We start from the raw sequence: 18,917 nt of genomic DNA on the forward strand, positions 1-18,917 counted from the left end.
GGAGAGACTGTTAAGCCGCTCCATCAATTTCGCCAACCTGCGCGCATCGGCCAGGTTCTCCGCTTCGCTGTAGTCGGCCATGCGGCGCATCCAGTTCAGATCGGCGCCGGCCGAAAAGCTTTTCCCTTCGGAGCGCAACACCGCCACGCGCACCTTGGGATCGACCTCGACCGATTCCAGCGCCTGCAACAGACGGTTGATCAAGAGATCGTCAAAGGCGTTGTGGATCTCCGGGCGGTTGATGGTGAGCGTCGCGACACCGCGCTCATCCACCTCCAGTATTACGGTATTTTCTGCCATCATCTCTATAGCTTCCCTGTTACATCCTGAAGATGCCGAAGGTGGTCTTCTCCACCGGCGCATTGAGTGCCGCCGAGAGGCCCAGTCCGAGTACCGTGCGGGTCTCGGCCGGATCGATAATGCCGTCATCCCACAGCCGGGCGCTGGCGTAGTAGGGGTGACCCTGGTGATCATACTGTTCGCGGATCGGCCGCTTGAACGCCTCCTCGTCCTCGGCCGCCCAGCTCTCGCCGCGCGCCTCCAGGGCGTCGCGTTTGATCTGCCCCAGCACATTAGCGGCCTGTTCGCCGCCCATTACCGAGACCCGCGCATTGGGCCACATCCAGAGGAACCGTGAACCGTAAGCGCGACCGCACATGGCGTAGTTGCCGGCGCCGAAACTGCCGCCGACGATAATGGTGAACTTGGGCACCTTCGCGCAAGCCACCGCCGTTACCATCTTGGCCCCGTCTTTGGCGATGCCGCCCGCCTCATACTTCTTGCCCACCATGAAGCCGGTGACGTTTTGCAGGAACACCAGCGGGATACCGCGCTGGGCGCACAGCTCGACAAAGTGGGCGCCCTTCTGCGCCGACTCGGAAAACAGGATACCGTTGTTGGCCACGATACCCACCGGATAACCGTGGATGTGAGCGAAACCGCAGATCAGGGTGGTGCCGTAGAGTTTCTTGAATTCATCCAGCTCACTGCCGTCCACCACCCGGGCGATCACCTCGCGGATGTCGAACGGCTTGCGCAAATCGGTCGGCACGATGCCGTAGATATCGGCTTTCGGATAGAGCGGCTCGACCGGTTCACGCAGGGTCACTTCGGGCCGCTTGTCGCGGTTCAGGGTGTTGACCACCCGGCGCGCCAGCCCCAGGGCGTGGGAGTCGTTCAGGGCGTAGTGGTCGGTGACGCCGGAGGTGCGCGAGTGCACGTCCGCGCCGCCCAGCTCTTCCGCCGTCACCACCGCACCGGTGGCCGCCTTTACCAGCGGCGGACCGCCCAGGAAGATGGTGCCCTGCTCCTTGACGATGATGCTCTCATCCGACATAGCCGGCACATAGGCGCCGCCGGCGGTACAGGAACCCATCACCACGGCGATCTGGGGAATGCCCTGCGATGACATGTTGGCCTGGTTGTAGAAGATGCGGCCGAAGTGCTCGCGGTCCGGAAACACTTCGTCCTGGGTCGGCAGGTTGGCGCCGCCGGAATCCACCAGATAGATACAGGGGAGCCGGTTCTCGCGGGCGATCTCCTGGGCGCGGATATGTTTCTTCACCGTCATGGGGAAGTAGCTGCCGCCCTTCACCGTGGCGTCATTGGCGATGATCATGCACTCCTGCCCGCAGACCCGGCCGATACCGGTGATCACGCCGGCCGCCGGCACCTCGTTGTTGTACATGCCGTAGGCGGCGAACTGGGAGAGCTCCAGGAAAGGCGAGCCGGTATCCAGCAGCACCCGGATACGTTCCCGCGGCAGCAGCTTGCCCCGTTGCAGATGCCGATCCCGGGCCCGCTCACCGCCGCCCAGGGCGATGCCCTCCACCTTTTCACGCAGATCGGCCAGCAGCGCCTGCATGGCCGCCTGGTTTTCCCGATACTGTTCGCTTTTGCGATTGATACTGCTATTGATGACCGACATTACCAGCCTCCTGTCGCTAACCAGCGGTCGATCTGTTCCAACCGGTCATTGCCCCAGAACGGCTCGTCGTCCACAAAGATGTAGGGTGAGCCGAAGACCCCCCGTTGCAGGGCGGTCTCCGTCTCCTGTTTCAGTCGGGCTTTCACTTCCGGGGTCTGCATCGCCGCCAGCAACTGCTCACGGTCGATACCCAACGGCGCCGCCAGATCCGCCACCAGTTGTGGGTCGGTACCGTCGCGTCCCTCACCGAAGGTGGCGTGATACACCACCCGGGCCAACGCCTTGGCCAGCGCCGGTTCATCATCCACCAGCCAGTAGAAGGCGCGGGCCGGGGCCAGTGCTCCCTTGGGGAAATTTTCCGGTAACTGGAACGGCACACCCAGTTCGCGGGCGCAGCGTTGCATGTCGTGCAGCGAGTAGTCGCCCAGCAACGGGATATCCACCAACGGTTGGGCGCCGGTCACGGTAAAGGTGGCACCCACCAGGAAGGGGCGCCAGATCACCTCGCGTCCATGTTTTTGCGCCAGCGCGTCGATGCGGGTGCTAGCCAGGTAACCGTAGGGCGAATAGAAATCGAAATAGAACTCCAGCGGTGCGGCCATGTTTACTCCTCGGCGATGGCACGGGAGATGACGATACGCTGTATGTCACTGGTGCCTTCGTAGATCTGTGAAATGCGTACATCACGATAGATGCGCTCCACCGGGAAGTCACGCAGATAGCCGTAGCCGCCGTGCACCTGGATGGCCGCCGAGCAGATCTGCTCGGCCGCCTCGGAAGCGAACAGCTTGGCCATGCACGCCTCTTTCAGACAGGGTTCACCGGCATCCCGCAGTTGTGCAGCATTCATCACCATCAGGTGAGCCGCCTCCAACTGAGTGGCCATGTCGGCCAGGCGGAAGGCGATGGCCTGGTGTTCGATGATCGGCTTGCCGAAACTCTCCCGCTCTTTGGCATAGTTCAGCGCCGCCTGGTAAGCCGCCCGCGCCATACCGACACACTGGGCGGCGATACCGATGCGGCCGCTCTCCAGGTTGCTGAGGGCGATCTTGTAACCCTCGCCCTCTTTGCCGATCAGGTGGTCGGCCGGGATACGGCAATCATCGAAAAAGATCTGCGCCGTATCCGAGGCGTGCTGCCCCATCTTCTGTTCGATATTGGCCACCTGGTAACCGGGGTTGTCGGTCGGTACCACAAAGGCGCTGATGCCCTTCTTGCCGGCGGCCGGATCGGTAACGGCGAATACGATCGCCACCTGGGCATACTTGCCGGAGGTGATGAACTGCTTGGTGCCGTTGAGCACATAGTGGTCACCGTCGCGCACCGCACGCATCTTCAGTGCCGAGGCATCGGAGCCGGCCTGGGGTTCGGTGAGGCAAAAGCAGCCGAGCATCTCACCCGAAGCGAGCGGTTTCAGGTAAGTCTCTTTGAGATAGTCACTGCCGAACTTCAGCAACAGCCCGCACACCACCGAGTTGTTGACGCTGAGGATGGTGGAGCAAGCGCCATCACCCGCGGCGATCTCTTCGATCGCCAGGGCGAACGACAGGTAATCGGTGCCGGCGCCGCCCCACTCTTCGGGAATGGTCATGCCGAACAGCCCCAGCTCGCCCAGCTCCTTCAGTTCATCGGAAGGAAAGATGCTCTCCTTGTCCCACTCGGCGGCATGGGGCGCCAAACGCTCCTGGGCGAAATCCCGCGCCATGTCGCGGATCATGCGCTGCTCTTCAGTAAGGATCATTCAATGACTCCTGTGGATCATCATCTTTGTTATTGAATTCCGGCCCGTGCGGGGCCGGTGATTCGCGGCGAGGGCGCCGCTCCTACAGGCCGCTTCCGCATGGACACAAACTACCTACTCACCCTACATTTCTCTCCCTCTCCCCAAGGGAGAGGGCCGGGGTGAGGGAATTTAAAAACAAGCGGCTGTTCATTCGTATCTCCTCATCCTGTCGTTCATGGCCCACATCCTTGTGGCCCACCCTATCCGTTAAACCCGCTCGATAGCCACCGCCGTGGCCTCGCCGCCGCCGATGCAGAGCGACGCGACACCGCGCTTCAGCCCCTTCTCTTCCAGCGCCGCCAGCAGGGTGACGATAATGCGCGCACCGGAGGCGCCGATCGGATGACCCAGGGCGCAGGCGCCACCGTTGACGTTGACCTTTTCGTGGTCCAGTTTCAATTCACGCATCGCCGCCATGGTGACGACGGCAAACGCTTCGTTGATCTCCCACAGATCCACGTCATCCTTGTTCCACTCCAGTCGCTGCAGCAGATTCTGCATAGCGTAAACCGGTGCGGTGGTAAACCAGCAGGGCTCGCCGGCATAACCGGCATGACCGTGAATCACCGCCTTGGGCGACAGGCCGCGACGCTCCGCTACCGAGGCACTCATCAGCACCAGGGCGGCGGCACCGTCGGAGATGGAGCTGGAATTGGCCGGCGTCACGCTGCCGTCCTTGCGGAAGGCGGGACGCAGGCTGGGGATCTTTTCCGGACGGGCGTTGCCCGGCTGCTCGTCGATGGAGATTTGCGTATCGCCACCGCGACCGGAAACGGTTACCGGCACGATCTCCCGCTCGAAACGGCCCGCCTCGATGGCGGCATTGGCACGACTCAGGGAAGCGATGGCAAACTCATCCTGCTGTTCGCGGCTGAACTTGAAATGGTCGGCGCACTGCTCGGCAAAGGTGCCCATCAGTGCACCGCGCTCGAAGTAGGCGTCTTCCAGGCCATCCAGAAACATGTGATCCATGATCTTGCCGTGTCCCAGGCGGTAACCGCCACGCGCCTTCTCCAACAGGTAGGGGGCATTGGTCATCGACTCCATACCGCCGGCCACCATCACGTCATTGGTGCCGGCCTTGATCAGGTCATGCGCCAGCATCACCGCCTTCATGCCGGAACCGCACACCTTGCTGATACCGGCACAGGGAACACTCTGGGGCAGCCCCGCCTGGAGTGCCGCCTGGCGGGTGGGGGCCTGGCCGATACCGGCAGTCAACACATTGCCCATCAAGACCTCTTGCACATCTTCCGGACTGATGCCGGCACGCGATACCGCCGCGGCGATCGCCGCTGCACCCAACTGCGGCGCGGACACGGAAGAGAAGACGCCCTGAAAACCACCCATCGGGGTACGGGCGATATCGACGATGACAATTGGATCATTCATTGGATTACTCCGGTTCGTTCAATTACGCAATTTAACTACCACCGGCAAAGCCGGGGGTTTATTGGGTGGGCGCCTCAAAGGCGTCACAACAGCTTGAGCCGCCCAAGGTGGCCGAACAACTTTCCATACCCATGGCGCCTTCCCGCTCCCAGATCGGTAAAGCATCATTACTCTCGCCATCGGTCATCCAGAAGCGCTCGACCCATGCTACCTCAGGGGTCGGAGTCAAACCGGGCAAGTTGCCGGGATCTTCCCCAGCGATCCGACCGGTTTGACTCCGACCCCTTCTATCCATTTACCGGGTCTCGTTAAACAACTCACGGCCAATCAGCATGCGGCGGATCTCCGAGGTGCCGGCGCCGATCTCGTAAAGCTTGGCGTCGCGTAGGAAACGGCCGGTGGGATACTCATTGATATAGCCGTTACCGCCCAGGGTCTGGATCGCCTCCAGGGCCATCCAGGTCGCTTTCTCCGCCGAGTAGAGGATGGCACCGGCGGCATCCTTGCGGGTGGTCTCGCCCCGGTCGCACGCCTTGCCCACCGCATACACGTAAGCCTTGCAGGCGTTCAGAGTGGTATACATGTCCGCCAGCTTGCCTTGCATCAACTCGAACTCGCCGATCGGACGACCGAACTGCTCGCGTTCGTGGACGTACGGCACCACCACGTCCATGCACGCCTGCATGATGCCCAGCGGACCGCCGGAGAGCACGGCGCGCTCATAGTCGAGGCCGCTCATCAACACCTTGACCCCCTGGTTGAGGCCGCCGAGGATATTCTCTTCCGGCACTTCCACATCCTCAAACACCAGTTCGCCGGTGTTGGAGCCGCGCATGCCGAGCTTGTCCAGCTTCTGGGCGCTCTTGACGCCGAATTCACGTTCGATGATGAAGGCGGTGATCCCTTTCGGTCCGGCGCTGGGATCGGTCTTGGCGTAAACCACCATGGTGTGCGCATCGGGACCGTTGGTGATCCACATCTTGTTGCCGTTGAGGATGAAGCGCTCACCCTTCTTCTCCGCCTTCAGGCGCATGCCCACCACGTCGGAACCGGCATTGGGCTCGGACATGGCCAAGGCACCGATATGCTCGCCGCTGATCAGTTTCGGCAGGTACTTCTCTTTCTGCGCCTGGGTGCCGTTGCGTTTGATCTGGTTGACGCAGAGATTGGAGTGGGCGCCATAGCTGAGACCGATGGAGGCGGAGGCGCGGCTGATCTCTTCCATCGCCACGATGTGGGCCAGGTAGCCCATTTCGCTGCCGCCAAACTCATCGGAGACGGTGATGCCCAACAGCCCCATCTCCCCCAGCTTGGTCCACAGATGATTGGGGAATTCGTTCTTTTCATCCGTTTCGGCGGCGATCGGTGCGATTTCGGCAGCGGTAAACTCCTGCACCGCATCACGCAGCATCTCCACAGTCTCACCCAGATCAAAATTCAGCGAAGGCAGGTGGATCATTCAGATTTCTCCTCAACAGTGGCCGCCCCATCCAGGCAGCCCCTCGTAAATAGACAGGTTGGACGCTGCCGCGTCGTCTGCGCACGATCTCAGGCAGACAGGCGGTTTCGGCAATCATCCAAACCGGTAATCGTTGGCCCAAAACGAAATCCGCCGGAACAGATCGGCCGATGCAAAACATATATTACGTTTACGTTAACGTCAACTGTAATGTAACTATAGTACCTGTTGCTTCACAAGGATAGGTGAGCCGACTGTTTTCCGTTCAGAAATTCAGACAACAGCACGGCGCGCAGTGGTTCCAGGGCGACTCAAGCGCCTGGGGCAGAAATAGGGGTTGGGTGGACGCAACGCATAGCGTGGGCACGTCGTGCCGCGCCCACGCGGTGGCTTAACAATTAATGGAGGTGTTGCGAATGGCTCGGCGGTATCAACCGTCGCTATCCAGCTCGGCCAGCACGTTCAAGGCGCGTTTCTCCACGCTTTCCATCTCGTGCAGTACCGCCTCGATATCCTGACGCTGCTGTTCCAGCATTTCGCGCCGCGCTTTAATCTTGTCGAGCAGGAAACGCAACTGACCGGTCTCCCCTGGCGAGGTGTCATAGAGATCGAACATCTCTTTCACCTCGGACAGCGCAAAACCGAGCCGCTTGCCGCGCAGCACCAGTTTCAGGCGCACCCGGTCACGCTCGCGATAGACACGACGGCGCCCCTTTCTGCTGGGGGAGATCAGGCCCTGGTCTTCATAAAAGCGGATCGCCCGCGGTGTTATATCGAACTCTTTGGCCAGTTCGGAAATGGTGTAGGTGGTGCCCTTCATCTGTTCGACATCGTCAGCCGGATCGTCGTGTAGTTTGTCCATTAGCATATTCTATCCCGATTAACAGTGCTTTTTATACACCGGCGCAGTCTGCTATCTGGTGCCGGGTACTGTTTATAGTGGTTGTCGTTGTGGGCAAAATCGACAGCATTTTGCGTTTCCGGTGCCATACTCAACGGTGACGTCGCTGAACGGCAAATCCTGCTGCCTATTGTTATAACCTACGTTTACGTAAACGTCACTATACTTTCTATTCCTGTTACGATCGAGACCCCGTTTTTGCCAAACCGCTCAACTGACAGCATATCATTGACGTTTACGTTAACGTAAGGTACGTTTGTCCTGACAGGAGGCTGATCAGGCCGGCGCGTGGGCGCGGATATTATCAGCATCACCGTCATATTTCCATAATTTACAGCAAGTTACAGAATTACACTGGAGACATCATGTCGAACGTCGCGCAAACAAACCAGGTTGTCGGTATGGCTCCCCAGGAAAACAAAATCCGCTTCGTAACGGCTGCCAGCCTGTTTGACGGCCATGACGCCTCCATCAATATCATGCGTCGTATTCTTCAGGCCCAGGGCGCCGAAGTGATCCATCTGGGCCACAATCGCTCGGTGGCCGAGATCGTCAACGCCGCCCTGCAGGAAGATGTACAGGGCATCGCCATCAGCTCCTATCAGGGCGGACATGTGGAGTACCTGAAGTACATGGTGGATATGCTGAAAGAGCGTGGCGGCCAGGAGATCCGGGTATTTGCGGGCGGTGGCGGCGTGATCGTGCCCGAAGAGATCCAGGAACTACACGACTACGGTGTGACACGGATCTTCTCCCCGGAAGACGGCCAGAAGATGGGCCTGCAGGGGATGATCCAGTTCGCCATGGAGCAAAGTGATTTCAACCCCGGACTGTTCGCTCCGGATACGCTTGAGCCGGTCAAACAGGGCGATTGGCGCGCCCTCGCCCAGATCATCACTTGCCTGGAAAACGGCAACGCCCCCGGCCTGGCGGGACAGATCAGCGACTCGGTACAGGGGTTGGAGAAGCGGATCCCGGTACTGGGTATCACCGGCACCGGCGGCTCCGGCAAGTCCTCCCTTACTGACGAACTGATCCGCCGCTTCCGGCTGGGCCAGCAAGACCAGTTGAAAATCGCCATCATTGCCGTCGACCCGACCCGCCGCAAAACCGGTGGCGCCCTGCTGGGCGATCGGATCCGCATGAATGCCATCGAGCACCCGAATATCTTTTTCCGCTCCGTCGCCACCCGTGATGCCAGCGGCGAAGTACCCGACTATGTGTCCGATATCGTCAAGGCGTGCAAATTGGCCGATTTCGATTTCATCATTGTGGAGACACCGGGCATCGGTCAGGGCGACGCCGGCATCGTGCCGCTGGTGGATGCTTCACTCTATGTCATGACCCCGGAGTTCGGCGCCCAGAGCCAGTTGGAAAAGATCGACATGCTGGATTACGCCGATTTCGTGGCGATCAACAAGTTCGACCGTAAGGGAGCGGAAGACGCCTTCCGCGACGTGCGCAAACAGGTACAGCGGAACCAGGAAGCCTTTAGCACGCCGGTGGAAGCGATGCCGGTCTACGGCACCATCGCCGCCCGCTTTAATGATGAGGGGGTCACCGCGCTCTACCACGGCTTGCGTGACAGACTGGCTGAACTGGGCCTGGAGGTCGGCGAGGACGCCCTGCCCCGCAGTAGCGAAAAGTGTTCCACCGGCAAGCAAGTGATCGTGCCGCCACAGCGGGCGCGCTATCTGGCGGAGATCGCCGAGAATGTGCGCGGTTATAAACAGACCGTCGATCAGCAGGCCCGTATCGCACGGGAGCGCCAGCAGTTGAGCGAAGCGAAACGCATGCTGGGCGACGCTGGCAGCGAGCTGGAGGATCTGGACCGGCTGATTGCCGAACGCGACGACGCCCTGGACCTGCGGGCGAAAAAGCTGCTGGAGATCTGGCCCCAGGTCAAAGCGAGTTATGCCGGTGATGAATACGTGGTCAAGATCCGCGACAAGGAGATCCGCACCCAGATCACCCGCACCACCCTCTCCGGCACCAAGATCCCCAAGGTGGTGCTGCCGAAATATGAGGATCACGGCGAACTGCTCAAGTGGCTCCTGCTGGAGAATGTACCCGGCACCTTCCCTTACACCGCCGGCGTCTTCGCCTTCAAGCGCGAAGGGGAAGATCCGACCCGCATGTTTGCCGGTGAAGGGGATGCTTTCCGCACCAACCGTCGCTTTAAGAAGTTGTCGGAACACTCTGATGCAAAACGACTTTCAACCGCATTCGATTCGGTAACCCTGTACGGCTGCGACCCGGATGAACGGCCCGATATCTACGGCAAGATCGGCAACTCCGGGGTCTCTATCGCCACGCTGGATGACATGAAAGTGCTGTACGGCGGCTTCGATCTCTGCAACCCCAGCACCTCGGTTTCCATGACGGTCAACGGTCCGGCACCGATGATTCTGGCCATGTTCCTGAACGCCGCGATCGATCAGCAGGTGGAAAAATTCGAGGCGGATAACGGTCGTCAGCCGACCGATGAAGAGATCGAGAAGATCCGTGCCTGGACCCTCTCCAATGTCCGTGGCACGGTACAGGCGGATATCCTGAAAGAGGACCAGGGTCAGAACACCTGTATCTTCTCCACCGAATTCGCCCTCAAGTTGATGGGCGATATCCAGGAGTACTTCGTGCACAATCAGGTGCGCAACTTCTACTCGGTCTCCATCTCCGGCTACCATATCGCCGAAGCCGGGGCTAACCCGATCTCCCAGCTCGCCTTCACCCTGGCCAACGGCTTCACCTACGTGGAAACCTATCTGGCCCGGGGCATGGACATCGACGAGTTCGCGCCCAATCTGTCGTTCTTCTTCAGCAACGGCATGGACCCGGAGTACACCGTCATGGGCCGGGTGGCGCGACGCATCTGGGCCACTGCCATGCGCTTCAAATACGGCGCCAACGAGCGCAGTCAAAAGCTCAAGTACCACATCCAGACCTCGGGCCGATCGCTGCATGCCCAGGAGATGGATTTCAACGACATCCGCACCACCCTGCAGGCGTTGATTGCCATCTATGACAACTGCAACAGCCTACACACCAACGCCTACGACGAAGCGATCACCACCCCAACCGAAGAGTCGGTGCGGCGCGCCCTGGCGATCCAGTTGATCATCAACAACGAGTGGGGATTGACCAAAAATGAAAACCCCAATCAGGGCGCCTTCATCATCGAAGAGCTGACCGACCTGGTGGAAGAAGCGGTCCTCAAGGAGTTCGAACGCATCTCGGAACGCGGTGGTGTACTGGGCGCTATGGAGACCGGCTACCAGCGCGGCAAGATCCAGGACGAATCGTTACACTACGAGCACATGAAGCACGACGGCTCGTTGCCGATCATCGGCGTCAACACCTTCCTCAACCCGAAAGGCAACCCGGAGGTGACCATCGAGCTGGCCCGCTCCACCGAGGAAGAGAAACTGAGCCAGATCCAGCGACTGCGGGAATTCAATGAACGTCACGCCTCACAAGCGGAAACAGCCCTGGAGCGCATACGTAGCGCCGCCATCAACAACGACAATATCTTTGTACAACTGATGGCTGCGGTCCGTTACTGCTCATTGGGGCAGATATCCAACGCCCTGTACGAGGTGGGTGGGCAGTATCGCCGCAATATGTAGGCCAGAAAGGGGGGCATCGCCCCCCCTTTTTTTCATAATTATTTACTTTAATAAATATTTCTTAACATATTGTTTATATTAATTTTATTAAAGATATCTAAGGTAATGATTGAGGCGTAGCCGGACAAAAGGGTCTGGCGAGTCATATACCAGTTAGAGTTGGGGTTTTGCACTCTTTCCGAAAATACTTTGTAATATGCAATATAGTTCACTATATCCAGAGGTTAATATGCAAGTTAATTCAGTTGGTGTTATTGGGGCCGGTACCATGGGGAACGGCATTGCCCAGGTCTTTGCCGCATCCGGATTCAAGGTCATCCTGCATGACATCGCCGACGCGCCGCTGCAGCGCGGTCTGGATACCATCGAAAACAGCCTCGACCGGATGCTGAAAAAAGAGAAGATCAGTGAAGCGGACAAGCAAGCCACCCTGGCCAATATTCGTGGCGTCACCCGCCTGGAAGAGCTTGCCGAAGTGGACCTGGTGGTGGAAGCCGCCAGTGAGAATCTGGAGATCAAGAGCAAGATCTTCCAGGAGCTGGACCGCATTTGCAAACCCGAGGCGGTACTGGCCACCAACACCTCCTCCATCTCCCTAACCCGCATCGCGCGCGAAACCCGGCGGCCAGAAAAGGTGATCGGCATGCACTTCATGAATCCGGTCCCGGTGATGAAACTGGTAGAAGTGATCCGCGCCCTGCAGACCAGCGACGAGGTGTATGCGCTGATCGACGAGCTGTCGAAACAGATCGGCAAGGTGCCGGTGGAGGTCAACGACAGTCCGGGATTCGTCTCCAACCGCATCCTGCTACCGATGATCAACGAAGCGATCTACACCTACTACGAGGGCGTAGCCACCGTCGAGGCGATCGACGAGGTGATGAAGTTGGGCATGAACCACCCGATGGGCCCGCTGGCGTTGGCCGACCTGATCGGCCTGGATACCTGCCTCTCCATCATGGAGGTATTGCACGAGGGATTGGGCGATACTAAATACCGCCCCTGCCCGCTGCTGCGTCGCATGGTCGATGCCGGCTACCTGGGCCGCAAGAGTGGTAAGGGTTTCTACGATTACTGATAACCGGGCCGATTGTTCACCCGGTGCGGCGGGTCAATCCAAAGGCGGTGACGGAAACCACTCACCCGACAGACAGCCAACTAACGAGGCCACTATGGAATTTGAAAATATACTTCTGGAACAGGTTGAAGCGGGCATCTATAAGCTAACCGTCAACCGACCGCGCAGCTTCAATGCACTCAACAGCGCCACCTTGGACGAGATATACGCGGCGGGCGAACAGTTGGCCAATACGCCGGATGCCCGGGTGTTGCTAATAACCGGTGCGGGAGAAAAAGCCTTTGTGGCCGGCGCCGATATTTCAGAGATGAAGGATAAAACCGCCATTGAGGGACAAGTCTTCTCCCAGAAGGGGATACGTGCCTTCCGCCGTCTGGAGACGCTGGATATCCCGGTCATTGCCGTGGTCAACGGCTACTGCCTCGGCGGAGGTTGCGAGCTGGCCATGAGCTGCGACTGGATCCTCGCCTCGGAACGAGCCCAGTTCGGCCAGCCGGAGGTCAACCTGGGAGTCACCCCGGGGTTCGGCGGCAGCCAGCGCCTGCCGCGGCTGATCGGTCGCGCGAAAGCGATGGAGCTGCTGGTCACCGGTCGCCAGATCAAGGCTGATGAAGCCCTCTCCTGGGGCTTGGCCAACCATGTTTACGCGGCGGACGAACTGATGGACAAGGCACTGGAGATGGCCCGCCTGATCAGCCAGAAGGGTCCGGTGGCGGTACGCCTGGCCAAGCAGGCGGTTCAGCGTGGCCAGGATATCGACCTGGACAACGCCTGTCTGCTGGAGAGCGAAGTGTTCGGCCTCTGTTTCTCCACCGACGATCAAAAGGAGGGCATGGGCGCCTTCCTGGAGAAACGACCGGCGGCATTCAAGGGACGCTGACCGGAAGGGGTAGGCATTCCCACGCGGAGCGTGGGAATGAGGAAAACAGACGTCCCCAAGAAACGCCAGCCCTTGCCTCCTTCCGTTATCTCCTGTCTAATCGCACGGATTTAGTCTCGACAACAAGAACCCACTGCCTTCTAACCATGCCTCGATTCGCATCACGCTGGAAACTGGTCCTCATCCTCGGCGCCATCCTGATCGCCGGTTTTGTCGGGGTAAACTTGGCCAATTACCTGGTCTCCAGCCAATCTGTCCGTTCGGCGCTGATCAATAATGAGCTGCCGCTGACCAGCAATAACATCTATTCGGAAATCCAGGCCAGCCTGCTGAGGCCGATCTATATCTCGTCGCTGATGGCCAACGACACCTTCCTGAAAGATTGGGTGATAGAGGGAGAAAACGATCTGGATAAGATCACCCGCTACCTGACCGAAATACAGAAAAAATATCAAGTCGCCTCCACCTTCCTGGTGTCGGCAAAAACCCTGCGCTACTACCACACCAAGGGCATCCTCAAGACTGTTTCGCCCAACGTGCCGAAAGACAGCTGGTTCTTCACCATGAAGAGCCATGAAGGCAACTATCGGGTGGATGTGGATGCCAATGAAGCCAACCGCAATCAACTCACCATCTTCGTCAATCACAAGTTACATGACTTCGATGGTAACTTTATCGGCGTCACCGGCCTTGGCCTCGACGTGGTAAACGTGGCAGCAATGATCGATCGGTATACGGAAAACTACCAACGCAATATCTATTTCGTGGATCGCCAGGGCTTCATCAAGAGCCATCATGATGAATCGATGATCGACACGGTCAACATACTCAAAATGCCCGGAGTCGATTCCGTCGCCAAGGAGTTGCTGGCCGGCGATAACGGCTTTCTTATCTACCACAGGGACCGGGACACAATCCTCCTCTCCTACCGCTTCATACCCGAACTGAACTGGTTCCTGCTGGTGGAACAACCGGAAGATGTCGCCCTGGAGCCGTTGCGCCGAGCACTCTTTTTCAATTTGCTGATCAGCGCGGCCATCACCCTGCTGGTGATGCTGATCAGTGGCTTTACCGTGCACCGCTTCCAGAACCACCTGGAAAATATGGCACGGACAGACAAACTTACCGGACTATTTAACCGTCAATATTTCGATGTGCTATTCGCCCATGTCCTGAGCAATGTGGGCCGCCACACCCAACAGCTCTCCCTGGCCCTGTTTGACATCGACTATCTAAAACAGGTGAATGACCGGGAGGGCCACCTCAGTGGCGACCAATTGATCCAGTCCATTGCCCTGTTGGCACGAGAACATATCCGTAAGAACGATGTCATCGCCCGCTGGGGCGGTGACGAATTTGCCATTCTGTTCCAAAACTGCGACGCCAAAACCGCGGTGCAGCTGATGGACAAGATACGCCAACGCATCCTCGCCACGATCAACCAGGAGGGGGATACCCTGTGCAAATCCATCAGTGTGGGCGTAGCGGAGTTTGTCACCGAGGATACCTGCGAAACCCTGCTCAGCCGGGCCGACGCCCAGTTGTATGAAGCCAAGCGCAAAGGCCGTAACCGGGTTGAAGGTTAACCACGGCCCACTAACCCCGACCGGGTGAACAGTCGCCCGGTCAGTTTTCTCGGAATAGCTTAAACGGCCCGTTCACCCACTTCCTGAACCGCCTCACCTTTCCCGGTCTACACTTTCGATACCTGAACGACCGTACACGCGGAGAAAAAACGGTCGCCAGGCCGAGCCGGGGAAATTCACATGTTGACCACCCGTGATTTTTTAATTAGTGTTGCTTCTGAGTTACGTTTACGTAAACGTAATTCTATTTTCAGAATCATTTTGTTGTCGCGAACATATTTACAAGCAATCGCGATAACCGGCGCTTAGCCAAGCCATACGCATGAGGGGGAGACTACTCCATGTCACTGAAAGACATACTTGTTCACATCGACGATACGCCACACTGCGACAAGCGGGTCAAGATCGCCATCCAAATCGCCAAGCAGAATGAGGCGGGGCTGACCGCCCTCTTCGCCCGCGCCGACCCCGCGCTGAAAGGATTTGAGCCGAACATGGCCAAGCGCCACCAGGATCACCAGGCCCTGAGCGAACAGTTCCAGGGCAAATACGCCAAACTGGCCGAGAAAGCTGGCGTCACGCTGAACTGGATTACCGCCAAACTGCCCAGCAACATGGATCAGTTGATGAATCAAGTGATCCAGCAGACCCAACAGGCCGATATGATCATCGTTGGCCAACATGATGCCAAACGTACCAATGGCAGCGTGCCGGAAGATATGCCGGAGCACCTGGTACTGGAGACCGGCCGCCCGGTACTGATCATCCCCTACGCCGGCGAGTTCAAAACCGTTGGAAAAAAAGTGGTGGTTGCCTGGACGCCTGGGCGCGAATCCGTACGCGCGCTAAATGACTCTATCCCATTGATATCAGAGGCAAAAAAAGTCAAGGTCGTCGCCATCAACCCAAAGAAAAAGGATAAGCGGCTCTCGAGCGTCACCGTCGATCAGGCCGCCGCCCATCTGGCCCGCCACGGCATCAACGTGGAGAGCGACCAGTTCTCAACCCGGGGGGTAGATGAAGGCAATTTGATACTCAACTGCCTCTCCGACGAACGGGCTGACTTGCTGGTGATGGGCGCCTATGGCCATCACCGCTTCCGGGAGTTGATCCTGGGCGGCGTGACGCAAAAGATATTCGAACATATGACCACGCCGGTGCTGATGTCGCACTAAACTGTTGAATCAGGGGAATCCCTGCCAAGCAGCCCCCGGGGTGGTCTACCCCACCCCGGTAAACAGCACAAACGGCGCCTAGCAATAATAAAAAGATAAAAACCGTATTGACCATTCAGGCATTTTTAATTAGTGTTGCACGTAATTTACGTTTACGTAAACGGAAATTATTACTTATTTACGTTTACGTAAACTGTTGAACCTATAATAACCACTAGTAAGCAAGATCCAATACGCATTTAACGCCCGGTTTTCGGCGTAACCGTTTACACATTTACCGGCGCAACAGTCGCTGGATTATTGACAGTGAGAGGAGTTGAGGGCATGTCATTACCCCCAAACCAAGCGAACGGGCAGGAGCGCAAGACGCTGGATACCTTCCCTAAGTTGCTGCTGAACCACGCCCAGGTACGCGGCAACAAAGTGGCAATGCGTGAAAAGGATCTCGGTATTTGGCAGTCGTGGACCTGGTCCGAAGTGGCCGACGAAGTCCGCGCGCTAGCCTGTGGTCTGGCCGCCATGGGCTTCAAGCCCGGCGACAAACTGGCCATCATTGGCGACAACCGCCCCCGCCTGTATTGGGGATTTGCCGCCGCCCAGTGTCTGGGCGGCGTTCCGGTCCCACTGTATCAGGACTCGGTTGCCGATGAGATGGTCTACGTGCTGCAGGATGCCGAAGTGCGCTTCGCCCTGGTGGAAGATCAGGAGCAGACCGACAAGATGCTTGAGGTGAAGGAGCAGTATGCGGCGTTGGAGGGGGTGATCTACGAAGACCCCAAGGGCATGCGCGACTACGACAAAAATTTCTGCACCTATATTGAAGAGCTGCAGGCGCGCGGACGCGAATTCGAAGCCCAGAATCCAGACTACCTGGACCAGCAGATCGCCAAAGGGCGTACCGACGATGTCTCAGTAATCCTTTACACCTCGGGCACCACCGGCAAGCCCAAAGGTGTCTGCCAGACCCACCACGCCTTCATCGAAGCCGCCGCGGGTGGAGCCAATTTCGACGGCCTCAACGCCGACGACAGCATGCTCGCCTACCTGCCGATGGCCTGGGTGGGCGACCACCTGTTCTCCTACGCCCAGGCATTGGTCACCGGCTTTACCGTCAACTGCCCGGAGTCGGCGGAGACGGTCATGACCGACATGCGGGAGATCGGCCCGACCTACTATTTCGCACCGCCCCGCGTATTTGAAAACCTGCTGACCCAGGTGATGGTCCGCATGCAGGATGCCAGCGCCATCAAGCGCCACCTGTTCGACTACTTTATGGATGTGGCCCGCCGCTGTGGCGCCGAGATACTGTCCGGCAGCCAGGCTGTTTCCACCCGTGATCGACTGCTTTACCGATTGGGCGATTTCCTGGTTTACGGTCCGCTGCGCAACGTGCTCGGCATGAGCAAACTGCGGGTAGCCTACACGGCGGGCGCCGCCATCGGCCCCGACCTGTTCCGCTTCTACCGCTCACTGGGCATCAATCTCAAACAACTTTACGGATCCACCGAAACCTGCGCGTACGTCTGCCTGCAGCCGAACGGTGACGTCAAACTCGATACCGTCGGCATGCCGGCACCCAATGTGGAGATCAAGATCGCCGACAATGGTGAGGTACTGGTCAAGGGTCCCATGTTGTTTGCCGAGTACTACAACCGGGCGGAAGACACGGCGGAGACCATGAACGCGGAGGGTTACTTCCTCACCGGCGACGCCGGATTCTTGGACGAGGATGGTCACCTGAAGATCATCGACCGCGCCAAAGATGTCGGCAAGCTTTCCAGCGGCGCCATTTTTGCCCCCAACTACGTCGAGAACAAACTCAAGTTCTTCCCCCATATCAAGGAGGCGGTAGCCTTTGGTCACGATCGCGACCAGGTCTGCGCCTTCATCAATATCGACCTGGAATCAGTCGGCAACTGGGCCGAGCGTCGCGGCCTGCCCTATTCCGGCTACACCGATCTGGCGGGCCGGTCGGAGGTCTACGATCTGATCCTGGAATGCGTCAACCAGGTCAACAGGGAACTGCTCGACGATCCCATGCTGAGTGAATCGCAGGTGCACCGTTTCCTGATTCTACACAAGGAGCTGGACCCGGATGACGACGAGTTGACCCGTACCCGCAAGGTGCGTCGACGCTTCATCTCGGAGAAGTATCACGACCTGGTCGATGCGCTCTACAGCGACGCCAAAGAGGTCCACACCTCCACCGAGGTGAAATACGAGGATGGGCGCCGGGGCTTGATAGAAGCAGACATCCGGATCTGCAACGCGGAGACCCATTTAACCGAGCCCCTGAAGAAGGCGAGCTGAGGAGACACCCGGAAATGAAAGAACGCGCTATCGGGGAAGTGATCCTCGACCTGAAGAATATCTCGCTCTCCTTCGGGGCGATGCGGGTGCTGAACAACATCAGCTTCGATATCCGCAAAAGCGAAATCCGCTCCATTATCGGACCCAACGGTGCCGGTAAGAGCTCCATGCTCAATGTCATCAACGGTGTCTATCATCCGCAAGAGGGGGAGATCACCTTTCGCGGTGAGGTGCGCAAAAACATGAAGGTACATGAAGCGGCCGGTTTCGGCATCGCCCGCACCTTCCAGAACATCGCCCTGTTCAAGGGCATGAGTACCCTGGACAACATCATGACCGGACGCAACCTGAAGATGAAGTCCGGCATGCTGTCCCAGGCCATCTACTGGGGCAAGGCGCAGAAGGAGGAGATCAAACACCGCCGCAAGGTGGAAGAGATCATCGACTTCCTGGAGATCCAGGCGATCCGCAAGACGCCGGTAGGCCGCCTCCCCTACGGCATGCAGAAGCGGGTGGAACTGGGCCGGGCACTCGCCGCCGAGCCGGAGATTCTGCTGCTGGATGAACCGATGGCCGGTATGAATGTGGAAGAGAAGGAAGATATGTCGCGCTTTGTCCTCGACATCAACGACGAGTTCGGCACCACCATTGTATTGATCGAACACGATATGGGTGTGGTCATGGATCTTTCCGATCGCGTGGTGGTACTCGACTACGGTCGTCAGCTTGCCGATGGCACACCCGATGTGGTGCGCAGTAACCAGGACGTGATCGACGCCTATCTTGGCGTTTCACACTAA

15 protein-coding genes are annotated in these 18,917 nt (G+C 58.4%); 7 read left to right on the forward strand and 8 right to left on the reverse strand.

Going from position 1 to position 18,917, the window contains the following annotated elements; all coding sequences use genetic code 11:
- The 8 genes from ACQY5R_RS12480 to ACQY5R_RS12515 all read right to left on the reverse strand — a co-directional run.
- Positions 1-303: enoyl-CoA hydratase-related protein (locus tag ACQY5R_RS12480; protein ID WP_428608903.1), on the reverse strand; the 303-nt coding region annotated here is incomplete at its 3' end.
- Between the two features lie 16 nt (positions 304-319).
- On the reverse strand, positions 320-1,927 hold the full coding sequence (locus tag ACQY5R_RS12485) for a carboxyl transferase domain-containing protein (protein ID WP_428608905.1): 1,608 nt from the start codon (positions 1,925-1,927) through the stop codon (positions 320-322).
- Complete coding sequence (locus tag ACQY5R_RS12490) at positions 1,927-2,529, reverse strand: 2-hydroxychromene-2-carboxylate isomerase (RefSeq protein WP_428608908.1); 603 nt, start codon at positions 2,527-2,529, stop codon at positions 1,927-1,929. The genes ACQY5R_RS12485 and ACQY5R_RS12490 overlap by 1 nt, the downstream gene beginning before the upstream one ends.
- 2 nt (positions 2,530-2,531) lie before the next feature.
- Entirely contained in the window at positions 2,532-3,668 is a 1,137-nt protein-coding gene (locus ACQY5R_RS12495) for an acyl-CoA dehydrogenase (RefSeq protein WP_428608911.1), read from the reverse strand.
- Positions 3,669-3,917: 249 nt separating this feature from the next.
- Positions 3,918-5,102 (reverse strand): acetyl-CoA C-acyltransferase, encoded by a 1,185-nt coding sequence (locus ACQY5R_RS12500; protein WP_428608914.1) that lies wholly within the window; start codon positions 5,100-5,102, stop codon positions 3,918-3,920.
- Positions 5,103-5,160: 58 nt separating this feature from the next.
- On the reverse strand, positions 5,161-5,397 hold the full coding sequence (locus ACQY5R_RS12505; protein ID WP_428608917.1) for a hypothetical protein: 237 nt from the start codon (positions 5,395-5,397) through the stop codon (positions 5,161-5,163).
- Positions 5,398-6,561, reverse strand: coding sequence for an isovaleryl-CoA dehydrogenase (locus tag ACQY5R_RS12510; RefSeq protein WP_428608919.1), 1,164 nt, complete (start codon positions 6,559-6,561; stop codon positions 5,398-5,400).
- 430 nt (positions 6,562-6,991) lie between these two features.
- A complete protein-coding gene (locus ACQY5R_RS12515) occupies positions 6,992-7,429 on the reverse strand; it encodes a MerR family transcriptional regulator (RefSeq protein WP_428608921.1) in 438 nt (145 codons plus the stop codon).
- Positions 7,430-7,827: 398 nt separating this feature from the next.
- Here ACQY5R_RS12515 and icmF point away from each other — a divergent pair, with 398 nt between their 5' ends.
- The 7 genes from icmF (at position 7,828) to ACQY5R_RS12550 (ending at position 18,917) form a co-directional block, all read left to right on the forward strand.
- Positions 7,828-11,088, forward strand: coding sequence for a fused isobutyryl-CoA mutase/GTPase IcmF (gene icmF / locus ACQY5R_RS12520; protein ID WP_428608924.1), 3,261 nt, complete (start codon positions 7,828-7,830; stop codon positions 11,086-11,088).
- 229 nt (positions 11,089-11,317) lie between these two features.
- Positions 11,318-12,166 (forward strand): 3-hydroxybutyryl-CoA dehydrogenase, encoded by an 849-nt coding sequence (locus ACQY5R_RS12525; RefSeq protein WP_428608926.1) that lies wholly within the window; start codon positions 11,318-11,320, stop codon positions 12,164-12,166.
- A gap of 94 nt (positions 12,167-12,260) precedes the next feature.
- Entirely contained in the window at positions 12,261-13,046 is a 786-nt protein-coding gene (locus ACQY5R_RS12530; RefSeq protein ID WP_428608928.1) for an enoyl-CoA hydratase-related protein, read from the forward strand.
- A 146-nt stretch (positions 13,047-13,192) separates the two neighbouring features.
- Entirely contained in the window at positions 13,193-14,632 is a 1,440-nt protein-coding gene (locus ACQY5R_RS12535) for a sensor domain-containing diguanylate cyclase (RefSeq protein WP_428608930.1), read from the forward strand.
- Between the two features lie 341 nt (positions 14,633-14,973).
- Positions 14,974-15,807: a universal stress protein gene (locus ACQY5R_RS12540; RefSeq protein WP_428608933.1), complete on the forward strand. Its 834-nt coding sequence runs from the start codon at positions 14,974-14,976 to the stop codon at positions 15,805-15,807.
- A gap of 324 nt (positions 15,808-16,131) precedes the next feature.
- Positions 16,132-18,117 carry an AMP-dependent synthetase/ligase gene (locus tag ACQY5R_RS12545; RefSeq protein WP_428608936.1) on the forward strand — a complete coding sequence of 662 codons (1,986 nt, stop codon included), beginning with the start codon at positions 16,132-16,134 and terminating at the stop codon, positions 18,115-18,117.
- A gap of 14 nt (positions 18,118-18,131) precedes the next feature.
- Entirely contained in the window at positions 18,132-18,917 is a 786-nt protein-coding gene (locus ACQY5R_RS12550) for an ABC transporter ATP-binding protein (RefSeq protein WP_428608938.1), read from the forward strand.

Origin of the sequence: Sedimenticola sp., assembly GCF_050289425.1 — a bacterium.
In the GTDB taxonomy this organism is placed as follows: Bacteria; Pseudomonadota; Gammaproteobacteria; order Chromatiales; family Chromatiaceae; genus Sedimenticola.